General features: G+C 34.4%; 23 protein-coding genes and 1 riboswitch. Of the genes, 16 read left to right on the forward strand and 7 right to left on the reverse strand.

All coding sequences use genetic code 11. The features are described from left to right. Nucleotides 1-118 precede the first annotated feature (118 nt). Nucleotides 119-979 (forward strand): GNAT family N-acetyltransferase, encoded by an 861-nt coding sequence (locus ACZDYH_RS10800; RefSeq protein ID WP_163093194.1) that lies wholly within the window; start codon nucleotides 119-121, stop codon nucleotides 977-979. Between the two features lie 34 nt (nucleotides 980-1,013). Here the strand turns inward: ACZDYH_RS10800 and ACZDYH_RS10805 are convergent, their stop codons facing one another. Next, entirely contained in the window at nucleotides 1,014-1,574 is a 561-nt protein-coding gene (locus ACZDYH_RS10805) for a cysteine hydrolase family protein (RefSeq protein WP_025688374.1), read from the reverse strand. A 182-nt stretch (nucleotides 1,575-1,756) separates the two neighbouring features. Between ACZDYH_RS10805 and ACZDYH_RS10810 the strand changes: the two genes are divergently transcribed. Continuing rightward, a complete protein-coding gene (locus tag ACZDYH_RS10810; RefSeq protein ID WP_001195212.1) occupies nucleotides 1,757-2,017 on the forward strand; it encodes a DUF6123 family protein in 261 nt (86 codons plus the stop codon). 2 nt (nucleotides 2,018-2,019) lie between these two features. Here ACZDYH_RS10810 and ACZDYH_RS10815 read toward each other — a convergent pair whose 3' ends face one another. The 3 genes from ACZDYH_RS10815 to ACZDYH_RS10825 form a co-directional block, all read right to left on the reverse strand. After that, nucleotides 2,020-2,925: a DMT family transporter gene (locus ACZDYH_RS10815; RefSeq protein ID WP_134266157.1), complete on the reverse strand. Its 906-nt coding sequence runs from the start codon at nucleotides 2,923-2,925 to the stop codon at nucleotides 2,020-2,022. A 13-nt stretch (nucleotides 2,926-2,938) separates the two neighbouring features. Further along, the gene (locus ACZDYH_RS10820) at nucleotides 2,939-3,325 is read right to left on the reverse strand and encodes a reverse transcriptase-like protein (RefSeq protein WP_000573880.1); all 387 of its coding nucleotides are present in this window, start codon (nucleotides 3,323-3,325) and stop codon (nucleotides 2,939-2,941) included. Between the two features lie 68 nt (nucleotides 3,326-3,393). Further along, nucleotides 3,394-4,266: an aldose 1-epimerase family protein gene (locus tag ACZDYH_RS10825; protein WP_000127397.1), complete on the reverse strand. Its 873-nt coding sequence runs from the start codon at nucleotides 4,264-4,266 to the stop codon at nucleotides 3,394-3,396. A 132-nt stretch (nucleotides 4,267-4,398) separates the two neighbouring features. Continuing rightward, nucleotides 4,399-4,443, forward strand: a riboswitch (PreQ1 riboswitch). Between the two features lie 6 nt (nucleotides 4,444-4,449). On the opposite strand from ACZDYH_RS10825, the gene ACZDYH_RS10830 reads away from it, so the two are divergent. The 3 genes from ACZDYH_RS10830 to ACZDYH_RS10840 all read left to right on the forward strand — a co-directional run bounded on the left by ACZDYH_RS10830 (nucleotide 4,450) and on the right by ACZDYH_RS10840 (nucleotide 5,935). Beyond that, nucleotides 4,450-4,935 carry a QueT transporter family protein gene (locus ACZDYH_RS10830; RefSeq protein WP_001026474.1) on the forward strand — a complete coding sequence of 162 codons (486 nt, stop codon included), beginning with the start codon at nucleotides 4,450-4,452 and terminating at the stop codon, nucleotides 4,933-4,935. A gap of 151 nt (nucleotides 4,936-5,086) precedes the next feature. After that, nucleotides 5,087-5,746, forward strand: coding sequence for a ribonuclease H family protein (locus ACZDYH_RS10835; protein WP_048538189.1), 660 nt, complete (start codon nucleotides 5,087-5,089; stop codon nucleotides 5,744-5,746). Nucleotides 5,747-5,758: 12 nt separating this feature from the next. Then, a complete protein-coding gene (locus ACZDYH_RS10840) occupies nucleotides 5,759-5,935 on the forward strand; it encodes a zinc-finger domain-containing protein (protein WP_002023738.1) in 177 nt (58 codons plus the stop codon). 32 nt (nucleotides 5,936-5,967) lie between these two features. Here the strand turns inward: ACZDYH_RS10840 and ACZDYH_RS10845 are convergent, their stop codons facing one another. Together ACZDYH_RS10845 and cspB are read right to left on the reverse strand one after the other, a co-directional pair. After that, nucleotides 5,968-6,216: a DUF2564 family protein gene (locus ACZDYH_RS10845; protein ID WP_000534392.1), complete on the reverse strand. Its 249-nt coding sequence runs from the start codon at nucleotides 6,214-6,216 to the stop codon at nucleotides 5,968-5,970. 119 nt (nucleotides 6,217-6,335) lie between these two features. Next, nucleotides 6,336-6,533 (reverse strand): cold shock-like protein CspB, encoded by a 198-nt coding sequence (cspB, locus tag ACZDYH_RS10850; protein ID WP_001161731.1) that lies wholly within the window; start codon nucleotides 6,531-6,533, stop codon nucleotides 6,336-6,338. 264 nt (nucleotides 6,534-6,797) lie between these two features. Here cspB and ACZDYH_RS10855 point away from each other — a divergent pair, with 264 nt between their 5' ends. The 8 genes from ACZDYH_RS10855 to ACZDYH_RS10890 all read left to right on the forward strand — a co-directional run bounded on the left by ACZDYH_RS10855 (nucleotide 6,798) and on the right by ACZDYH_RS10890 (nucleotide 13,306). Further along, a complete protein-coding gene (locus ACZDYH_RS10855; protein WP_001043767.1) occupies nucleotides 6,798-7,526 on the forward strand; it encodes a YqcI/YcgG family protein in 729 nt (242 codons plus the stop codon). A 14-nt stretch (nucleotides 7,527-7,540) separates the two neighbouring features. After that, entirely contained in the window at nucleotides 7,541-8,284 is a 744-nt protein-coding gene (locus tag ACZDYH_RS10860) for a LysE family transporter (protein ID WP_001196841.1), read from the forward strand. Nucleotides 8,285-8,303: 19 nt separating this feature from the next. After that, complete coding sequence (locus ACZDYH_RS10865; RefSeq protein WP_000286361.1) at nucleotides 8,304-8,597, forward strand: hypothetical protein; 294 nt, start codon at nucleotides 8,304-8,306, stop codon at nucleotides 8,595-8,597. A gap of 78 nt (nucleotides 8,598-8,675) precedes the next feature. After that, nucleotides 8,676-9,305 carry a sterol desaturase family protein gene (locus tag ACZDYH_RS10870; RefSeq protein WP_000755401.1) on the forward strand — a complete coding sequence of 210 codons (630 nt, stop codon included), beginning with the start codon at nucleotides 8,676-8,678 and terminating at the stop codon, nucleotides 9,303-9,305. A gap of 222 nt (nucleotides 9,306-9,527) precedes the next feature. Beyond that, on the forward strand, nucleotides 9,528-9,869 hold the full coding sequence (locus ACZDYH_RS10875) for a DUF485 domain-containing protein (RefSeq protein WP_000817366.1): 342 nt from the start codon (nucleotides 9,528-9,530) through the stop codon (nucleotides 9,867-9,869). Nucleotides 9,870-9,871: 2 nt separating this feature from the next. After that, nucleotides 9,872-11,422: a solute symporter family protein gene (locus tag ACZDYH_RS10880; protein ID WP_001098243.1), complete on the forward strand. Its 1,551-nt coding sequence runs from the start codon at nucleotides 9,872-9,874 to the stop codon at nucleotides 11,420-11,422. A gap of 191 nt (nucleotides 11,423-11,613) precedes the next feature. Further along, nucleotides 11,614-12,963, forward strand: coding sequence for an aspartate aminotransferase family protein (locus ACZDYH_RS10885; protein ID WP_000850964.1), 1,350 nt, complete (start codon nucleotides 11,614-11,616; stop codon nucleotides 12,961-12,963). A gap of 64 nt (nucleotides 12,964-13,027) precedes the next feature. Beyond that, nucleotides 13,028-13,306: a DUF3986 family protein gene (locus ACZDYH_RS10890; protein WP_000362149.1), complete on the forward strand. Its 279-nt coding sequence runs from the start codon at nucleotides 13,028-13,030 to the stop codon at nucleotides 13,304-13,306. Between the two features lie 62 nt (nucleotides 13,307-13,368). Here the strand turns inward: ACZDYH_RS10890 and ACZDYH_RS10895 are convergent, their stop codons facing one another. Then, complete coding sequence (locus tag ACZDYH_RS10895) at nucleotides 13,369-14,532, reverse strand: cation:proton antiporter (RefSeq protein ID WP_000393889.1); 1,164 nt, start codon at nucleotides 14,530-14,532, stop codon at nucleotides 13,369-13,371. Between the two features lie 331 nt (nucleotides 14,533-14,863). Between ACZDYH_RS10895 and ACZDYH_RS10900 the strand changes: the two genes are divergently transcribed. The 3 genes from ACZDYH_RS10900 to ACZDYH_RS10910 all read left to right on the forward strand — a co-directional run bounded on the left by ACZDYH_RS10900 (nucleotide 14,864) and on the right by ACZDYH_RS10910 (nucleotide 18,954). Then, nucleotides 14,864-16,537 carry a ribonuclease J gene (locus ACZDYH_RS10900; protein WP_000645618.1) on the forward strand — a complete coding sequence of 558 codons (1,674 nt, stop codon included), beginning with the start codon at nucleotides 14,864-14,866 and terminating at the stop codon, nucleotides 16,535-16,537. Between the two features lie 93 nt (nucleotides 16,538-16,630). Next, on the forward strand, nucleotides 16,631-17,461 hold the full coding sequence (locus ACZDYH_RS10905) for a MerR family transcriptional regulator (RefSeq protein WP_000925932.1): 831 nt from the start codon (nucleotides 16,631-16,633) through the stop codon (nucleotides 17,459-17,461). 137 nt (nucleotides 17,462-17,598) lie between these two features. Further along, nucleotides 17,599-18,954: an MATE family efflux transporter gene (locus ACZDYH_RS10910; protein WP_325863655.1), complete on the forward strand. Its 1,356-nt coding sequence runs from the start codon at nucleotides 17,599-17,601 to the stop codon at nucleotides 18,952-18,954. Nucleotides 18,955-18,973 lie beyond the last annotated feature (19 nt).

The raw sequence follows: 18,973 nt of genomic DNA on the forward strand, positions 1-18,973 counted from the left end.
TCACCTCATTTACAATATAGTCTTGGTCAAAATAACATATGTGTGTGACAAATAAAGGGAAACATGTACAAGTTGATTTCGTAATAATGATTTAAATGTCTAGATAAGGGGATGGAGTATGAGTGAATTAGAAATTAGGTTGGAGCGTCTTAGGGAAGAACAAATAGGCAATATTGTATCATTATCTTCTTATATTGGTTGGGATTATAACAGAGAAGAAATTGAGACTATTTTTAACGCAGGGATTGTATACGGTGTTTGGAATGAGAAAGAGGAACTAATAGCTAGCGCGGCAATAATATTATATGGGGAGAAATTAGCATCTATCGGAATGGTGATTGTACATCCAGATTATAAGGGGAGAGGGATTGGAAAGATAATAACGGAAGCGTGCGTTAAAAGCGTATCAGCTCATACTCCAATTATGCTTATTGCTACGGATGAAGGGAAACCTTTATATGAAAAGTTAGGATTTAGGGCAGTAAGTTATGTTTCTAAATACATATGTAACTCATACAATGCGAAAGATTATTGTGTAAGAAATGAAGATTATGTGATGAATTATGAAGAGGGTGATTTAGAAAAAATAATAAAAATAGATGAATATGCGTTTGGAACAAATAGAAAAGAGTTTTTAAAGAAAAGAATTATGCAAAGTGAACAGTGTATCGTTGTAAAGGACAAGGAACAAAATGTATTAGGTTACGGTTTAAGCATACAAACACCAGAAAATAAGATAATAGGGCCGGTTGTTGCTAAAAATGATGAGATGGCAATGAGAATTGTACATGATTTAGCAAAAGGGCATAATGGTAAATTAAGAATTGATGTACTAGAAGGAAAGAAAGATTTTATGAAAGTATTAGAGATTGCTGGTTTTAAAAAGGTGAATACACCACCAATTATGATGAAAAATAGCGGTCAATTATTAAAAAGGAATAATGAGCTATATAGCATTGCAGCACAAATTTTTGGGTGAAAAAGAATCCTTCTGAATGAAGGATTCTTTTTCGCTAATCACGATATTGATCATGAGTCGGCTGAAAGAGGTCTTCCTCGATATCTCTCACCATAGAAAAATGATCAACGTTATAATGACCGTGTAAAGTTTTATTGTGATGACTAATAATTTGTTCTGCAGACAATACGTTAGAATCAGTTGTTGAATGACCGTTTTTAATTAATGTAACGTCAAATCCTTGTACAGTTGCTGCTCTAACTGCAGTGTCAATGCAATGTTCTGTTTTACATCCGCCTATAACAATATGATTAATGTTTTCTTCTTTTAAAAGTTCAAGTAAAGAAGTGCCGTAGAATGAATTGGTTGCTGCTTTATTAATAAAGATTGCAGACTGAGGTATTTGAATTTGATTATGTACTTCAAATCCTTCGCCACTACCAGAAGCAACATCGATATCTCTTACGAAAACAATAAGGGCATTTGAATCTATTGCTTTCTGCAGGGCTATATTTAGTGTAGATAATAGCTCAGTTTTACGAAAAACTTCATTTTCTTGCTCATTTCCATCAATTAATTCTTGCTGAGCGTCGATAATTAATAGTGCTTGTTTCATCGTGTCTCCCCTTTAATATGAAATAAGTTCCACTGTACATATTCCTTCAGATTGTTAGAAAATCCTCCATTGTAAGCGAAGTAGAAGATTGATTTACAAAGTTGTCAAAGAAATTTCATTCTCATAGCGTGTAAAAACATGTATGATAGGAGATGGAGAATTTTTGAGTAGGTGGGAATAACATGCAAACAGTAGAAGATTATCTTTCATTCTTACATACGAAAGGATTTAAATTATCAGAGGAAGCACAAGGGTTTATTATGTTTGGACAAGGATATACTGGTGCGTCTGATGGGATTGTGAACGCAGCAATAGAAGCCACAATTAAACATCAATTGCAGTTTGATGGTAGTTATTTCGTTGCGTTATTAGAACGATTGAAAGAGGAAGAAATTACAGATAAAAAAAGCGCTAAGGCTTTTATGCGGAAGTTACAAGCGTAACTTCACGCAGCCTGCGCTTCTTTTTTTGTTTTGGAAGGTAATTCAACAAAAATCATGCCTAGAAAAATACATAGACATCCGATAATAGCAGAAATAGAAAGTTGTTCATTTGCAACGAGAACGCCTGTTAATGCAGCAAAAACGGGCTCCATTGCGAAAATAATTGCTACTCTCGTTGGAGAAGTGTGTTTTTGTGCCGATGTTTGAATGAAAAAAGCAATAGATGTTGCAAACAGGGCAGTTAGAAAGAGTGCGAATAAAAAGGATTGATTCGTCCATAGTGATACTGAAAATAACTTTTCCCAATCTTCAAACAAGAAAGCGCAAATAGAAGAAAATATACCAACAGCTAATACTTGAGATGTGCTTAATAATAAAGGTGATATTTTTTTAGAAAAGAAGCCGTTAATAAGAATATGGGCAGCGAAAGCGACTGCACAACCAAGAACAAGTATATCTCCTATATTTAATTGGAAAGAATCAGCAGCTGTTAATAAGTACAAACCTGTTGTAGCTACAGCAATACCAAGTACGATGAAAATGGTGGCTTTTTGTTTTAAAAAGATAAATGATAAGATTGGGACCATAACAATGCTTAGCCCAGTTAAGAAACCTGCTTTTGAAGAAGTTGTATAAAGTAAGCCAAATGTTTGTAATAAATAGCCGACAAATAAGAAGAACCCAACCATTAATCCAGCTAAACTACTATGTTTTAATTCTTGTTTTGAAGTTTTCTGTGAGAAAATAATTTGAACGAATAATAAAATAATTCCAGCGAATAAAAAGCGAATACCATTAAAAGTAAATGGATCAACGAAAGACATAGCGTTTTGAACGACAACAAACGTAGCTCCCCAAATAAAAGAGACAAATAATAAAGCAAGAGGAGCAATCCACTCTTTTTTCACACTCATACCCCCGTTAATTTTGTAAGATAGCTTTTCTAGCTAATTCATCAGCTACTTTATTTTGACTACTTGGAATCCACTTAATAAAAAAGAGATCGAAGTTTTTTATGTACTGCAGTGCTTCATCTAAAAGAGGTGCAAATATTTTATTTTTTGCGTATTCCTTTTCAACAGCCCGCTCAACAAGCTGCGAATCTGTACGAAAAGAGACAGTGCTATAATTATGCTCGATGCAATATTTTAATGCTAAAAGTAAAGCGCGGTATTCTGCTTCATGATTGGACATTGTTCCAAGTGGTACTGATAATTGTACAGGTGGCTGAACGCCTTTAATAAACACTCCTGCACCAGAAGGACCAGGATTTCCTTTTGATGCACCATCAATATATACTTCAATCAAAATGAGAAACCTCCAAATTATAAGATGATCCCCTACTTAAATATTTTTTGAAGTAGGGGATAGAGTAGTTATCCGATTGTGATGCTGTAACGACATGTAAATGTTTCATTCGCTTGTAAAGATTGAATTCCCTTTTTGTCCTTGAAATCTTTTGCTGGATTTACTTCATCAGCGATGCCATACCAAGGTTCAATACATAAGAAAGGTGCGTTATCCCCTGGTGTCCATACGCCAACAAATGGGAATCCATCAAATTCTACTTTTACAAATTTATTATGTTTATGAGAACGAATCGAAATTTCATTCGTATTCATATGTTCAAAAATAAGTGCATCATTTTTGAATAAATCATATGTAAGTGGCAATTCAGTCGTATTTTCAGCGATTAATTGCTTTTTGTTTGAAAGATAAGGTCCTTCTAATACGCTTGTTTCTAAGCGTTCCGAACCATTAAACGATAAGTGATAATCTGTAAATGATTCACCGTCCAATAAAGGGAAGTTGAATCCAGGGTGTGCTCCAATTGAGAAGAACATCTCTTTTGAAGTAGGATTGTTTACTTCATATGTTACATGAACACTTTGTCCATCTAGCTCATAAGAAACGAGTAATTCGAATTCGTATGGGTATTTTTTTAATGTTTCTTCATTACTAGTAACGATATAAGTGATCTTTGTTTCGCTTTGTTCTTTCACAGAGAAAGTAAGATCACGGGCGAAACCGTGTTGTGTTAATGAATATGGTTTACCGTCTACGTAGTATGTATTATCTACTAATCGACCGACAATTGGGAACAAAATTGGTGCACGGCGTCCCCAATAAGTAGAATCACCTTGCCATAAATATTCTATGTTGTCTTCTTTTAAGCGAACGCTCTGTAATTCTGCACCTTTGTCAGAAATGGAAACGATCACTTTTTCATTTTGAATTGTTGCTGTCATGAAGTGAAACCTCCTAAATCTTTCATATGTTTTATTATACGTTGTCTAAAAGAAAAAAGGTAGTTCACGATAGGAATCTATTGACGAAAGAGGGGCTACCACGTAAAATATAATCTTGTTGCTTAAAAAACGAATAACGTGGTTCGAAACCATCCCACGTAAAAAAACTAAGGAGATTTTGTCATGAATATTAGAACATTAGTCGGTAATGGTATTTTAGCGGCATTATATATTGCTGTTTCTATGCTTATTCAGCCATTTGGCTTTACGAATGTACAATTTCGTATTTCAGAGATGTTTAATCATCTCGTTGTATTTAACAAGAAAGCAATTTACGGAATTGTATTAGGTGTATTTTTAACGAATCTCTTTTTCTCACCTATGATCGCTTACGATTTAGTATTTGGAGTAGGGCAATCTATTCTGGCGTTAGTTGCAACGATTATTTCTATGCGATTTATTAAAGGTGTTTGGGCTCGTATGATTTTTAATACAGTTATCTTTACAATTACAATGTTTATGATTGCAATTGAACTTCATCTTGCATTGGGTTTACCATTTATGTTGTCTTGGTTAACTTGTGCAATTGGTGAATTTGTTGTCATGGCGATCGGTATGCCTGTAATGTACTGGATTAATAAGCGAGTACAATTTGAAAGATTTATGTAATAGATGAAAGAGCTATTCCTATAGGGATAGCTCTTTTTGTATGTAATCATATTGAATATAATGCTGTGACTCTAGATAAAATATAATAAAATAAAGTGAGGCTTCAATTAGCCGGATATATATAAGAAGTCTTACATAAGGGGAATGTAGTATGAAATATAAAATTCATTGGTTGTATAAAACGAAGCGTGGATTGCAGACGGAATTAACAACAGAGTATATGAACATAGAAGAAGTACTTCAATTTGCAGAGGATTTTGAGAAAACAGGAAGAGCTAAGGAACTTTTATTTTACGATGAAATGGACGCAGAATGGTCATTAAAAGAGATGAAAAAGTTAAGTAAGCAAGTAGAGGAAGAGCCCCAAGAAATACTCGTTTATTTTGATGGGGGGTATGATGTGCAAACGAAAGAAGCTGGCGTTGGTATATGTGTGTATTATAAAAAAGGAAATACAAACTACCGCATTCGCCGTAATGCATATATAGAAGGTATATATGATAATAATGAAGCGGAATATGCATCATTATTATACGGTATGAATATACTCGAGGAACTAGGGATTAAGTATGAAGCAGTTACACTTCGCGGAGACTCACAAGTGGTACTGCAGCAATTAGCCGGAGAATGGCCTTGTTATGATGAACATTTAAATCATTATTTAGATCAAATTGAACAAAAGGCGAAGCAAATGAAATTAAAACTTATATGTGAGCCGATATCTAGAAAACAAAATAAAGAAGCACATCAATTAGCTACGCAAGCATTGGAAGGAACAGTTATTGATAGTCATAAAGAAATAACTGAATAGAGAGGTGCAAAGGTGGATAAAAAGCAACTCATTACAGAGGTAAATGACTTATTAGAAACGTATTGTGAAGGCTGTTTTTTGCGAGAACATAATCGAAAGACAAATAGTAAATATTATGCTCATTCATTTTGTATAAGGCAATGTACAGTTGGAGAAACATTGAAAAAGTATGGGGACCAGTTGTCATGAAAAACATCCAGAGAAAATTCTCTGGATGTTTTTTAGTGTCTTGCTTCGTTTAGTTGATGCTCACATTTATTTAATTTCTTTTCCTCATTCATTAAAAATGGTTCATCTAAATCAGTTGCAACAGATTTCATAATTTCAAGCTGAGAGCGAGCTGCTTCTACAGCAGTAGTAGCATGCTCTAATGTATCTGGATCCATTGAAATTGTTGCTGATCCTACCATTTTTTGTGCTGTTTCTACACGGAATTTCACTTCTTCAAAATCATTTACTTCTGATCCCATTAATAATTCCTCCTTTGTATAGTGCGCATTTCACATAGTTTTTGCTCTGTAAAACGGAAATATACAAAGGAATAACAAAGGAGGTTACCAAGTAAGGTAACCTCCTGTTATATGTTGGATTAAAGTTTTACTACGTTAGCAGCTTGAGGTCCGCGGTTACCTTCAGTAATGTCGAAAGATACTTCTTGACCTTCTTCTAAAGCTTTGTAGCCGTCGCCTTGAATAGCAGAGAAATGTACGAATACATCGTCAGCGCCTTCCATTTCGATAAATCCAAAACCTTTTTCGTTGTTAAACCATTTTACTTTTCCTTGCATGTTACAATTCCTCCTAAAAGCGTTTACTATTTTCATTTAGTGAAATTCATTTTAAAAAAATAATATAAACTAAAAATGCTATATTCTTGAATATTCTGCTAAATGATTAATTTAAATATACACGAATTGGGAGAATTTAGTCAAGTAAGCGATTTTATTTTTTTGTATTTTTAAATAATTTTTCAGTCAAATTTTTAAATAGGTATAGGACAGGCTGAGTATATAATATTCTTAATTGAATGCTATACATAATGAGGTGAAAGAATGAATAAGTCTTACTTATTAGATAATGAAGGAATGAGAACGAGAACCGACATACCGGATTGGGTTGCAAAAGAATTTGAGATTTTTTCAAATGTTGTGTTAGAACCAACTTTTCCATGTTATTTCGGTTTAACAGCTTTGAAAAAGAATGAACTTCGTTATTCATTTCTTTCTCATAATGATTGGAGTCATTTACCACATACAATGTTATCTTTTTTAGAGTTAATGAAAGAGAGGCCGATTGTAAGAAGGGGCTTTTTCCTTTTTGTAGAACCGGAATGTGAAGAACAGCCACTCGAATATTACCGTGATTCCTTTTGGAAAGTGTTACAGTATTTACATGAAAACGATAATCAAGCATGGCCAAAGCAAATTCCTGAAGATCCAGACCATTATTTATGGGAATTTTCATTTGGTGGTGAGCCAATATTCGCATTTGGAAATGCGCCAGCTTATAAACAACGAAAAACTAGACATTTAGGGAATTCTCTCGTTATTGGGTTTCAGCCACGCACTATTTTTGATGGATTAGAGGGAGATCGTCCTAAAGGAGCATATTCAAGACAAATGGTTCGTGAGCGAGTTGAAAAGTGGGATCAATTGCCGAAACATCCTAACATTAGTCATTATGGTGACCCAGAGCATCGTGAATGGAAACAATATTTCATAGGAGACGATGTAGAGCCAATAAAAGGGAAATGTCCTTTTCTTCATAGGATAGAAAAGTAAGAGCCATCACCTAGATGGCTCTTTTGTATATTTTGGATAAAAAAGGGTATTTTATTATGAAAGCTAGTCTATTTTTTCAAATTACATCATTAACTAGTAGTAAAGAGAGTAGAAAGGATAGAGCGATGTTTGGAGCAATTATACAGCAAATCGTATTAGGTATATCATTAGCTGCGCCAGTAGGGCCGATTAATATTGAAATGTTAAAACGAGGAATTGAACGTGGGTTTTGGCACGCTTGGGTTGTTGGAATTGGTGGAATGACTGCAGATGTTTTATTTATGCTTCTCATTTATTTCGGTTTATCTTCTGTGTTTATGTATACATATGTACAAGCCTTCATGTATTGCACGGGTTTTTTCTTGTTATTTTATTTAGGATTTCAAAGTGTAAAACAAGGAATTTTCGACTCGAATATGGAATATAAAAAAGAAGAGGTAGGTGGCCTTAAGCAATCGTTTATGGCAGGATTTTTAATTGCGATATCCAATCCATTAAATCTTGTTTTTTGGTTTGGTATATACGGAAGTACACTTAGCTCATTACTTACGAAGGTAACGAAACAAGAAGCTTTTTTGTACAGTCTTTGCATTATTGTTGGTATTATTTTATGGAATTTAAATATTGCTTTTTCTGTACATTTTGGAAGAACTTTATTAAAACCAAAAGCGCTTGGCTACATAACAGCCGGAGCAGGTATTATTTTAGTAGGTTACTCTATACATTTTGCATACAAAGCTTTACAGTTGTTCACATAAGATTGAAGGGGAGATTTTTATGTATCGAACCACTATTGACGGAAAAGAAATTATAATTACGTTAGCGCCAAAAATCCGAAAAGAAATTACTGATAGAAATCCACTATATGAAGCGGTATTTCATAATGCTGCAAGATTGTTACAAACAAAGCAACCGACGTTTGCAGTAAATCATGAAATATTTGGGCTCATTATTGGAGAAGTGCAAAGAGGAGAAGTAACAGTGTTTGCAGTGGAACATATTATTCCCAAGCAAAATATATTTGGACCAAACAATTTTTTCTCGACAATAGAACAGCAGGCAAATTTGTAAAGTGAATAGAATAAGAATAGAAAAGAAATAGTCGTAACGATATGTTGCGGCTGTTTTTTTGGAAAAGGGGGAAACAAGATGAAGAAAGTGGGGAAAGAGTTCTTTTTACAACATGATATCGTTATTATGTATAGCATTCTATTTGTTTTCATTATTATTTTAAAAATGCAATTTTTTACGTGGTTTGGCATGTTAGCATGTATGTTTGGGATTGTTTTCTATACACTTAATGAATATATGACACATCGTTTTTTATTCCATATAAAGCCACCTAAAAACACATTTCTATTAAAAATGTTAAGAAGATTGCATTATGATCACCACGTATATCCAGATGATTTAAAACTTTTGTTTTTACCTGTATGGTTTAGTATACCTAGTTTTACTATATATTTACTTATAGCATATGGTATTACAAAAAGTGTTACTATTACACTTTCATTTGGAATCGGAATGATTATTATGCTGCTCGTTTACGAATGGAAACATTATATTGCTCATAGACCGATTCGTCCTGTCACTAAGTTTGGAAGATGGCTAAAAAAACAACATATATTACACCATTATAAAAATGAAAAGTTTTGGTTTGGTGTTTCAAATCCAGTATTCGATTTTATATTTGGAACACTGAAAGACGGAAAAGATGTTGAGCTAAGCGAAACGGCTCGTAATTTAGAAAAGGAAAAAAAGACAAAAGTAGTGCGTTAAGCACTGCTTTTGTCTTAATGAGGATAAATAAGTAAAGTGTCACTTTATTTTGAAAAAGTATATTAAAAATTTAGGGGAAATTGCCGAAAAATGTCTATCAAAAAATCTTTGCATGAATGCATGGATTGTCTAAAATGAATGTAAGTTTCTGAATATTTATAAAATTTAGTCTTCAGTTATGCAAGGGGGAAGTGTATTTCAAGTAAGAGAGGGGATCGGTTAATGAAACGAGACGATACGTCAGCACGTAAGTTGCAAAATGAGGTGAATTATACAGAGGTCGTTCAGTCGGAAGAATTTCAATTGTTATTAAATACGAAAAAGAAGTTTATCATTCCAATGAGTATTTTCTTTTTTAGTTTTTTTATCGCATTACCTATTTTAACATCGTATTCAAAGGTACTTAATACACCTGCATTTGGAGACGTTACATGGGCGTGGGTATTTGCTTTTTCCCAATTTATCATGACATGGGCACTATGTATGATTTATAGCAAAAAAGCAGAATCATTTGATGAAATCTCCCGGAAAATTCTGCAAGATATGCAAAAAGGGAGGGGCTGAACTTGAATACTACTGCATTTGCACTATTTTTAATTATTGTTCTTGGTACGCTCGTCATAACCTATTTTGCATCGAAAAAAACGAAAAATGCGAGTGAATTTTATACGGCTGGAGGGGGATTAACTGGTTGGCAAAATGGTCTGGCCATTGCTGGAGATTACATGTCTGCTGCTTCATTTCTCGGTATAGCTGGAGCAATCGCATTAACTGGGTTTGATGGATTCTTTTATAGTATCGGTTTTTTAGTTGCTTATTTAGTTGTACTATATCTTGTTGCAGAACCGCTTAGAAATTTAGGAAAGTACACTTTGGCGGATATGATTGCAGCACGCTTTGATGCGAAAAAAGTTCGCGGAGTTGCAGCTCTTAATACGATGACGATTTCTATCTTTTATATGATTGCACAATTAGTTGGCGCGGGTGCACTTATTAAGTTATTATTAGGGATTGAATATACGACATCTGTATTAATCGTTGGAACACTTATGACGGTGTATGTTATTTTTGGTGGTATGACAGCAACGAGCTGGGTACAAATTGTAAAGGCTGTATTACTTATGGCTGGTACGTTTATTATTTCTGTTATCGTTTTCGCAAAATTCAACTTCAGCGTGACTGAAATGTTCGCTCAAATGAAAACAGCTACCCCTTTAAAAGATTCATTTTTAAATCCAGGTGTAAAGTATAAGGATGGTCTTGATACACTGTCTTTAAATTTAGGACTAGTACTTGGTACAGCTGGATTACCACATATACTTGTCCGCTTTTTTACAGTACGTGATGCAAAAACTGCACGTCAATCTGTCGTATATGCGACGTGGTTAATTGGTGCATTTTATATTATGACGATTTTCTTAGGATTTGGTGCGGCAGCGTTTGTAGGAAATGAAGCGATTATTAAAGCGAACCCAGCTGGTAATATGGCGGCACCTTTATTAGCCAAAGCGTTAGGTGGAGACTTCTTATTTGCTTTCGTATCAGCAATTGCTTTTGCAACGATTTTGGCTGTAGTGGCAGGTCTTGTATTAACAGCAGCATCAGCATTCGCTCATGATTTTTATAATGAAATCATTCGCAGAGGGAAATCAACGGAAAAAGAGCAAGTATCTATGGCTCGTTATGCATCTATTGGAGTAGCGATACTATCTATCATACTTGCATTATTTGCCCAAACATTAAACGTAGCATTTTTAGTATCATTAGCATTTGCAGTTGCAGCGAGTGCAAATCTACCAGTGATTTTATTTACAATATATTGGAAGCGTTTTAATACAACGGGCGCTATTTCTGGTATGATTGTGGGTCTCGTATCAGCTATTGTTCTCGTAGCGTTGAGTCCGAATGTTTGGAACCCTGTAGCTGGAAAAGCTATTTTTGTTGGGGAAGCGATATTTCCATATACGACACCAGGAATTATTTCAATTCCGCTCGGATTTCTTGCAGCATATTTAGGAACTGTTTTATCTAGTAAGAAAGAAGATGCAGCGAAATTTGATGAAATTCTCGTAAAATCTAATACTGGTCACGGTATTAGTGATGTGTCTTCACATTAAATAAAAGAGGAGCTTTTCGATAGATAAGAAAAGCTCTTTTTTCTTTTGTCATTTTCTTGTAAATATTACTGATTTGTAAGTAGGATTTGTCTTAATTTTGTGGAATGAAAATAGCAGGGAGAAATTTAAGTCATCATGGCACCAGCGCAGCTTTTGTGAAAAATAAGTTGTTATGGAAGGTGGAAGTAATGATGAAAACGAAGCAAACTGATGAATTATTAGCAAAAGATGAGCAATATGTTTGGCACGGAATGCGTCCCTTTAGTCCAAATAGTACAATGGTAGGGGCAAAAGCTGAAGGGTGCTGGGTTGAAGATATACAAGGAAAAAGATATTTAGATGGTATGAGTGGCCTTTGGTGTGTCAATAGTGGATATGGAAGAAAGGAGCTCGCAGAAGCGGCTTATAAGCAATTACAAACATTATCATACTTTCCAATGTCACAATCCCATGAGCCAGCTATAAAGCTTGCTGAAAAGTTAAATGAGTGGCTTGGGGGAGAGTATGTTATTTTCTTCTCAAATAGTGGTTCAGAAGCGAACGAAACAGCTTTTAAAATAGCAAGACAATACTATGCTCAAAAAGGTGAACCACATCGTTATAAATTTATGTCACGTTATCGTGGGTATCATGGGAATACAATGGCGACAATGGCAGCGACGGGACAAGCGCAGCGTAGATATCAATATGAACCGTTTGCTTCAGGTTTTTTACACGTAACACCACCGGATTGTTACCGTATGCCTGGGATTGAAGGGCAGCATATTTATGATGTAGAATGTGTGAAAGAAGTCGATCGTGTTATGACGTGGGAATTAAGTGAAACAATTGCCGCTTTTATTATGGAACCAATTATTACAGGCGGGGGCATATTAATGCCACCACAAGACTATATGAAAGCTGTTCATGAGACGTGTCAAAAACACGGTGCCTTGCTTATTAGTGATGAAGTAATTTGCGGTTTCGGTCGTACAGGAAAAGCATTTGGGTTTATGAATTATGATGTGAAGCCAGATATTATTACAATGGCAAAGGGCATTACGAGCGCATATTTACCATTATCTGCAACAGCTGTGAAAAAAGAAATATATGAGGCTTTTAAAGGTAAAGGAGAATATGAATTCTTCCGCCATATTAATACATTTGGTGGAAATCCAGCAGCTTGTGCATTAGCACTTAAAAACTTAGAGATTATGGAAAATGAAAATTTAATCGAGCGATCTGCGCAAATGGGTTCCCTTTTATTAGAGCAACTAAAAGATGAAATTGGGGAACATCCGCTTGTTGGGAATATTAGAGGAAAAGGCCTATTAGTTGGAATTGAATTAGTAAATGATAAAGAGACGAAAGAGCCAATTGATAACGACAAAATTGCAAGTGTTGTAAATGCTTGTAAAGAAAAGGGCTTAATTATAGGACGCAATGGTATGACAACAGCAGGGTATAATAACGTCTTAACATTAGCACCGCCGCTTATTATTTCAAGTGAAGAAATTGCCTTTGTTGTTGGAACGTTGAAGACGGCGATGGAACGTATTTAATAAATAGAGAGAGGAGCGAGCTTTAATATAAGGCTCGCTTTTGTTTAGTAGGAGGGGACTTTTAATGGATAAATATGATCCGAACAAACATTATCACATCGGATATTATGAAGACGGATATGATTTAGAAGTGACGGCGTATAAAAGAATAAATGAACCAGTTTGGGATGCTTATCTTCCGCACTATGAGGCAGACGATTTTTATAAGAAAGTGGAGGAAATGAAACTGGGTGAATATATAGATGATTATGGTATTAAGGTGTATTCATTTAGTAATGATATCAATGATGAAGAAGCACGAACTATTTTTGAAAAATGGTTAAAAAAGAACGAGATTGTTTAAAGATAAAACAAAAAGGAGATTGCTATCTTATAAAATAGCAATCTCCTTTTATTATAGTAAACTTATTTACTTGCTTTCATTGCTTTATCTTTTGCACCAAAAGTGTATTTTAACATTGGTGGTGTAATCATTGTAGTTAAAATAACGACAATAACGATTGCTGTAAAGTAATCTTGTGCCAATAGACCTGAAGAAAGTCCTGTTCCTGCAATGATAAGTGCAACTTCACCACGAGAAACCATTCCAGCACCGATAATTGCAGAAGACTTAGCGTCAAATCCAGTCATTCGTGCACCGAATCCACAGCCGATTAATTTCGTTAATACAGCGATAACAGTTAATGCTAAGATGAACCAAATTTGATTGCCGATACCGTCAAATGTAATATTCATACCGATACTAACGAAGAATACTGGAACGAACATAGCGTAAGCAATTGGTTCTACTTTCTTTTCTACTTCATGTTTGTAGTTTGTTTGAGAAATTGCAATACCAGCAGCGAAAGCACCGATAATACCAGCAATTCCTAATAATTCGCCGAAATATGCGAATGAGAAACAGATGATAAGGGCCGCGCTCACGATAGACTCAGATACGCGCAGTGGTGATAACCAGCGCATAATCGCAGGAACACCTTTCCATCCGATTAAAATAATAGAAGCGAAGAATACTACTTTCTTCAAGATAACCATTGTTAAGTTAACATCATCAGTACCTAAGAAGCTCATTGCAAATGCTAATAAAATAACGACAAGAATGTCATCAAATACAGCTGCGCCTAGCATAGTTGTACTTTCACGTGTTTTCATCTTTCCTAAATCGCGAAGTGTTTGAACGGAAATACTAACACTTGTCGCACATAAAAGTAATCCTAAGAATACAGCGTTTCCTTGTTCCATTCCCATAATAAGGCCGGAAACGTAACCACCTACGAATGGAAGAATGATACCTCCGAGTGCAACTGCTAAAGAAGAATTACGATTTGCGTTTAATTCTTCTAAGTCTGTTTCAAGTCCAGCCATAAACATTAAGAGAATAACCCCGACATTACTTAATTGAGTTAGAAGCTCTGAATTTTCAATCCAACCTAATACAGCTGGACCGATAACGATACCGACAATTAATTTACCTAGTACAGAAGGTTGACCTAATCTAACACTAAGATCACCAGCAAGCTTTGTACTTAATAAAATAAGTGCAATTTGAAAGAAAAATTCGAATTCCATCTGATCCTCTCCTCGTCATTTTTAATTTTATCATACGATTTCTCGGAATTTGCCTAATGAAAATATGTAAAACCCATTAAACAAAAGGGTCTGATTACGAGTTCTTTTGAACTCGTAATTTGAACCTGTAATTAATATATAATAGATTTTATAAAAAATCAATGAAAAAATGGGAGCTTTTTGAGGAAGAAGCTGTCTTATTGGGATATAGGTGTAAGAGTAGTGTGTGAATTTTATATGTATAAAATAGTATGAAGTCCTTTTCCATTACAAATAATAAATTCTACATACTATTTCACGAACTATAACTGTGAAAGGGAGGATTTATAATTTGAAGGCATTAAAAAATAACTTGTCTATTGTTGCTTTAGGTGGAGTAAATGAAATAGGAAAAAATATGTATGCTATCCAATATGAAAATGATATTGTCGTCATTGATTGTGGATCTAAATTTCCAGATGAAAGTTTATTAGGGATTGATTTAATAATTCCAGATGTCACATATTTGCAAGAAAATAAAGAAAAAATTCGCGGTTTAATAGTAACGCACGGGCATGAGGACCATATTGGCGGAATACCATATTTTTTAAAACAACTAAATGTACCAATCTATGCAACAAAGTTAACGTTAGGTTTAATTGAAATTAAATTAAAGGAACACAATCTTCAAAATGATACGGAATTAATCGTTATTCATTCAGAATCAGAAATTGATTGTGGTTCTATTAAGGCAACTTTTTTTAAAACGAACCACAGTATTCCGGATTGTCTCGGTATTGTTTTTCATACACCAGAAGGTACTGTAGTACATACAGGTGATTTTAAATTTGATTTAACACCAGTAAATAATCAACATCCTGATATTCATAAAATGGCTAAAATAGGAAGTGAAGGTGTACTAGCTTTATTATCTGAAAGCACAAATGCAGAACGCCCAGGTTTTACTCCATCAGAAAGGTCAGTAGGAGAACGGATAGAGGAAATATTTATGAAAGCAAATAGAAAAGTAATTATTTCTACGTTTGCTTCTAATGTGAATCGTGTTCAGCAAATAGTTGAAGCATGTATAAAAACAAATCGAAAACTAGCTTTGCTAGGGAGAAGTATGGTAAATGTAGTAGAGGTTGCTCTAGAGAAAGGTTATTTACATATTCCAGAAGGTATGTTGATTGAAGCAAATGAGGTAAATCGTTTAGATCCAAAGCAGGTTGCAATACTTTGTACAGGAAGTCAAGGAGAACCAATGGCAGCTTTAGCGCGTTTAGCTAGTGGAAACTATAGGCAAGTGGATATTTTACCAGAAGATACGGTTATTATAGCCGCGACCCCTATCCCAGGAAATGAACGTAACGTTTCTCGAATTATCGATAATTTATTTGCATTAGGAGCAAAGGTGATTTACGGATCAGGTAGTTCTACTGGAGTGCATGTATCCGGTCATGCATATCAAGAAGAGTTGAAGTTAATGCTTACATTAATGAAGCCAAAATATTTTATTCCAATTCATGGAGAGTTTAGAATGCTACATCACCATAGTTTGTTAGCAGAATCAATTGGTATTGAAAAGGAAAATATCTTTATTGTACGTAATGGAGATGTTGTAGATATAAGTAATGAAGTGGCAATTCAATCTAGAAGAATACAGGCAGGAAATATATATGTAGATGGATTAGGAATTGGAGATGTTGGAAATGCATTATTACGTGATCGTAAACAACTTTCAGAAGATGGAATGCTCGTTATAGTTATTACTTTTAATAAAGTGGATGGAGAAATAATTTCAGGTCCAGATATTATTTCTCGTGGATTTGTCTATGTCCGTGATTCAGAAGAATTTCTAAGAGAATTAAATAAATTAGCTGTTATTACGATTAATAATTTAAAGAAAGAGAATGTGAATAGCTGGGGTATTTTGAAAAGGGAGGTAAGAGAAGCATTAGGGAAGTATATATATACAAATACAAAACGAAAGCCGATGATTCTTCCTATAATAATAGAGGTTTAATAGTAAAAAAGAATTCTCGTATGGGAATTCTTTTTTGTTTTGAAGAGAAAATGAACATATAATGAAATAAATAGAAATGGAAGGAAATAAAAGATGTTATTAAATAAACGTTTTACAATTGGAGAAATGGCGAAAATGCATAATATCGCAGAATCTACATTAAGGTATTATGATGAAAAAGGAATTTTTCATCCGTCCATTGTGGATCCTCAAACGAATTATCGTTATTATACAATCGATCAATTTTCACTGTTAGATACGATTAAATTTTTACGCCAGTTAAATATTCCGTTAAAGGAAATTAAGAAATATATTGATGAAAGAAATCCAGCATACGCACTCAATTTACTGGAAAAACAACAAGAGATGATGCTGAAGAAACAAAGAGAAATTGAGTATGCTTTGGCGAAAATGGAGCATAGAATTCATTTAATTAAGAAAGCAACAAAAGCAAAAGCTGAACAAATGGTAATTAAAGAGATTCCGCAGCGAAAAATAACAGCTATTGCGGTTGCCCCGAATACGACGGATGATATGTTTGAGTACTACATTCATTCGTTGCAAAAAAATATGAGGCAAATGGATGATAGTCTATTTTCAGGAGATATAGGTGTGACAATTTCCAAAAAAGCATTAATGCAAAAGGAGTTTCAAGCATATAGCAGCGTATTTATTCTTTTGGATTATATGCCGTATGAAGTGCATACTTCAGATGAAATTAAAGAAGGTTTATATGCTTGTTCTTATCATCATGGACCGTATGAAGAAACAGATGCAACGTACAAGGAGTTACTTACATACATTGATAAAGAAGGTTACGAAGTACATGGAGATTCGATTGAGATTGGATTGATTGATTGGTCTGTAACAGAAAATCCAGAGGAGCAAGTAACAGAAATTCAAATTCCTGTAGTAAAAAAATAAGATGAAAACCTTTGAATTGATTACAAATTTACATTCATTAATATAATTCAGTTACCTATTTTTTAATTCTCTCTTGACCTTCAAGTTACTTGAAGGTTTAAACTGTGAACAGAGAGTTGAAAAAGGAGCATAATAGTATGGAAGCAACAGAAAAATTAAGAGAAAAACCAATTAAAAGTTTATTTATTTCATATTTAATACCAGCCGTTCTTGGAATGGTATTAATGTCAGTGAATATTGTAATTGACGCGGTCATGATTAGTAGAGGAGTTGGGGCGAACGGTTTAGCAGGAGTAAACGTGGCTATTCCAGCGTTTTCGATTTTCTTCTCTATTTCATTATGGATTGGAATGGGCGGGGCAACGTTATATTCCATTGCATTAGGTGAAAATAAACGAGAAAGAGCAAGGTCTATTTTTACTCAATCCATGACGGTAGCAGTTGTTATCGTAGGGATTTTAGCAGCGATTTGCTTATGGAGAATAGAAGATTTAGCATATTTATTTGGTGCAAATGAAGTGATTCTACCATATGCGTTAGACTATTTACACGTATTATTAACATTTGGAATGATATACGTTTTAGAAAATATTTTAAGTACATTCATACGAAATGATGGAAATCCTAATTTAGCAATGGCTGGTCTTGTTGTAACAGCTGTATTAAATATAGTGTTTGACTATATCTTTATTTTTATCTTTGGATGGGGTGTAACAGGTGCTGCTTCAGCGACTATTCTTTCGGCAGCGATTGGTTTCCTTGTATTATTAACTCATTTCTTTAGAAAAAGTAGTATTTTAAAGTGGACGAAATTCCATTTTGAATGGGATACTGTCAAACAAATTATGGTGATTGGTTTCCCAAGTTTTACAGCAGAAAGTACGGTTGCAATCGTAACGGTTGGTTTTAATATCGCATTCGTCCAATATGCAGGAGAAGTAGGAGTAGCTTCCTATGCGATGGTGAATAGTATTCATGCAATGACATTACTATTATTCTTTGGTGTTGGAGCAGCATTACAGCCAATTGCTAGTTTCCATTATGGGGCAAATTTATCAGAGAGACTTCGTGAAGGATTGAAGTTTGCTGTGAAAATTGCAGTTGTCCTCGGAGGCATTGCGATAATTGTCGGATTATTCTTCGGGAAATATATCATTGGTTTATTTGATGTTCAATCTCCAGAATTATTGGAGTTAACCTTAACAGGTATTAGCTTATTCTTTATCCAATACGTATTTTTAGGTTATAACATTGTGTATGGAGAGTATTTCCAATCAGTACGACAAACGAAGAAATCAGTACTTATTATAATGAGCCGAGGATTACTATTTATTATTCCATTGTTATGGATTATGCCGAAATTATTTGGTATAAATGGAATTTGGCTCGTTATGCCAGTTGCTGAAGTAATGACAGCAATTATCGTATTTACGATGAATCGCATGAAACATCCTGTGCCATTAAATATGGCAGGAGAGAAAGAAGCGATATGATGAAGAAAATCCCCTTAAG

This window comes from Bacillus sp. EB V-12 (genome assembly GCF_056158125.1).

Excerpts from the sequence above, each read along its gene's own strand:
- ACZDYH_RS10800 (WP_163093194.1), top strand. The coding sequence starts at position 119 with ATGAGTGAATTAGAAATTAGGTTGGAGCGTCTTAGGGAAGAACAAATA.
- ACZDYH_RS10805 (WP_025688374.1), bottom strand. The coding sequence starts at position 1,574 with ATGAAACAAGCACTATTAATTATCGACGCTCAGCAAGAATTAATTGAT.
- ACZDYH_RS10810 (WP_001195212.1), top strand. The coding sequence starts at position 1,757 with ATGCAAACAGTAGAAGATTATCTTTCATTCTTACATACGAAAGGATTT.
- ACZDYH_RS10825 (WP_000127397.1), bottom strand. The coding sequence starts at position 4,266 with ATGACAGCAACAATTCAAAATGAAAAAGTGATCGTTTCCATTTCTGAC.
- ACZDYH_RS10830 (WP_001026474.1), top strand. The coding sequence starts at position 4,450 with ATGAATATTAGAACATTAGTCGGTAATGGTATTTTAGCGGCATTATAT.
- ACZDYH_RS10835 (WP_048538189.1), top strand. The coding sequence starts at position 5,087 with ATGAAATATAAAATTCATTGGTTGTATAAAACGAAGCGTGGATTGCAG.
- ACZDYH_RS10845 (WP_000534392.1), bottom strand. The coding sequence starts at position 6,216 with ATGGGATCAGAAGTAAATGATTTTGAAGAAGTGAAATTCCGTGTAGAA.
- cspB (WP_001161731.1), bottom strand. The coding sequence starts at position 6,533 with ATGCAAGGAAAAGTAAAATGGTTTAACAACGAAAAAGGTTTTGGATTT.
- ACZDYH_RS10855 (WP_001043767.1), top strand. The coding sequence starts at position 6,798 with ATGAATAAGTCTTACTTATTAGATAATGAAGGAATGAGAACGAGAACC.
- ACZDYH_RS10860 (WP_001196841.1), top strand. The coding sequence starts at position 7,541 with ATGGCTCTTTTGTATATTTTGGATAAAAAAGGGTATTTTATTATGAAA.
- ACZDYH_RS10865 (WP_000286361.1), top strand. The coding sequence starts at position 8,304 with ATGTATCGAACCACTATTGACGGAAAAGAAATTATAATTACGTTAGCG.
- ACZDYH_RS10870 (WP_000755401.1), top strand. The coding sequence starts at position 8,676 with ATGAAGAAAGTGGGGAAAGAGTTCTTTTTACAACATGATATCGTTATT.
- ACZDYH_RS10875 (WP_000817366.1), top strand. The coding sequence starts at position 9,528 with ATGAAACGAGACGATACGTCAGCACGTAAGTTGCAAAATGAGGTGAAT.
- ACZDYH_RS10885 (WP_000850964.1), top strand. The coding sequence starts at position 11,614 with ATGAAAACGAAGCAAACTGATGAATTATTAGCAAAAGATGAGCAATAT.
- ACZDYH_RS10890 (WP_000362149.1), top strand. The coding sequence starts at position 13,028 with ATGGATAAATATGATCCGAACAAACATTATCACATCGGATATTATGAA.
- ACZDYH_RS10895 (WP_000393889.1), bottom strand. The coding sequence starts at position 14,532 with ATGGAATTCGAATTTTTCTTTCAAATTGCACTTATTTTATTAAGTACA.
- ACZDYH_RS10905 (WP_000925932.1), top strand. The coding sequence starts at position 16,631 with ATGTTATTAAATAAACGTTTTACAATTGGAGAAATGGCGAAAATGCAT.
- ACZDYH_RS10910 (WP_325863655.1), top strand. The coding sequence starts at position 17,599 with ATGGAAGCAACAGAAAAATTAAGAGAAAAACCAATTAAAAGTTTATTT.